Origin of the sequence: Endozoicomonas sp. ONNA1 (assembly GCF_024606325.1) — a bacterium.
In the GTDB taxonomy this organism is placed as follows: domain Bacteria; phylum Pseudomonadota; class Gammaproteobacteria; order Pseudomonadales; family Endozoicomonadaceae; genus Endozoicomonas_A.
Window position 1 is genome coordinate 1 of sequence record NZ_JAHHPN010000457.1, and the last position, 1,787, is coordinate 1,787.

The window sequence follows — 1,787 nt, forward strand, 5'->3', positions numbered from 1 at the left end:
TGATTCAGGAAGCTGTGCAGAACAGTTTCAGAGAGTTTCCATCCAATCGACTTTCACGGGAACAGTTAGCCCGGCAACTCAGTTTTATTCTTTTGGAAATGCAGGAGCGTTTTCTTCGTGGCAAGGCGCTTCGTTCTCTCAGCCACAAGGTAGACCGGCAAAAGCAGAACCCGGAGATTGCCAGAGACCCGGCATTTTCAATCTACCTGTCCATGATGACTAAGGCCTTTAACAATCATCCCACCCTATGGCATACAGACGGCAAACGTCGTCACTATCAGGAAGACCTCTCCGCGCTGTTTATGAAAGCCGCTGATCGTGAAGATTATGGCAATGAGTGGTACCAGCAGATTCGCAGAATTCTGGATGGTGAAAAGCCGGTACCTGTTACATCACCGCCACCCGTTCAGATACCGGTCATGCATTACTCCCCGGATGAAAGTAAAGAGGAAAGCTGGTTTCAATTCATTTTATACAGAGCAATGCTTGGGATGGGCGCTTCGCTTGGCGTGATATCCGCCGGCGTGTTTTGTATGGTGATCTCTCAATATGAAACAGAACCAGCCAGGCAGATGCGGCTGCAGCGGGAGAAGCTGCAAAGAAAGTTAGGCAATGCACTGAACCGACCCGGGCGGAATGATCCGCAGGGAAGGGACTGGAAACCCACCAAATGGGACAGGGAGCAGATCAAAAGAGCTACGGAAGGCTTTGATGAAAAGGTAATTAAAAATGTGTTGATGCAGGCCGGGGTTCTGAATCCTCTTACTTGTAACATGGATTTGGCTGATATCTACATGCAGATATCGCTCACAGAGCTATACAGCCATTTGCGGCAAGAACGCTATATCTGGACAGCAGAAGATGAAAGACGCCGAAGAAGGCAGCAGGAAGAGGAAGAGGAAGAAAGATACTGGGCAGAGACAGAAACGACCCATCAACAAGGCGGAGTGGGGGGGGCATTCGGCGGCTTCACCTACAATTTTTCAAGCAGCGATGGCGGCAGTGGTTCTACCAGCTTTGGTACCTCGACTACAGGAGATGTTCAGAATCGGAGTGCCGACTGGTTCTGAAATTATTCATATGTCTGATTCCGCGCCTGTGGGCCCGGCAGTGTTCCCACCTGCCTGCCGGGCACTTTAGAACCTGAATACAAACTCAACAACTGTTTATCGCTTTCTCTGTCCCTGCCAATTGATTGCCCTATGCTTCCTGAATTTGTTAAGACATTGGAGTGTCGTATGGTTATTTATCGAATTATCTGGTCTGTGCTGATCAGTTTGATGCTGGTGTCTTCCTGTTGGAGCAGTGTTGAGTCAGCTGATCAGAAAGCTGTCAGGAATGCCAGGGACAATATCAACAGACTCTATTTTGATTACGTCTTTGCTGAAGAAAATGAGAGGTTGTTAAGAGCCATTATGGTTTCAGTTCGGAGAATCTATGACCGCTGCGAGCTGGACCATTGGCTGACAGCTGACTCTGGATCGGGCAACCAGACAGAAGTTCGACAGCAGCTCCTCACCAGACTCGTCCAGCAGGCCACCCGGCATGCTATTGCGAATGTCATGGCCAGCGATGAGCCCGATGGCAGTGATCGTTCCATGTTTCATCTCCTGCAGGCATTGAGCACTGCTCCTGCCATGCACGAATCCCGGGTTGTTGCTCATTGGTCCCAAACCCGGCCTGTGATGCTTCAGGGTGTCGTGGCTGAAGATCGAATGGACTCCATGGAGGAGCTGATTCAGGAAGCTGTGCAGAACAGTTTCAGAGAGTTTCCATCCAATCGACTT

General features: G+C 49.9%; 2 protein-coding genes. Both read left to right on the forward strand.

Going from position 1 to position 1,787, the window contains the following annotated elements; translation table 11 throughout:
• Window positions 1-1,070 (forward strand): hypothetical protein (locus tag KDK19_RS10475; RefSeq protein WP_257275951.1); only part of this gene is annotated, 1,070 nt, incomplete at its 5' end.
• Between the two features lie 132 nt (window positions 1,071-1,202).
• Window positions 1,203-1,787: hypothetical protein (locus KDK19_RS10480; protein WP_257291897.1), on the forward strand; the 585-nt coding region annotated here is incomplete at its 3' end.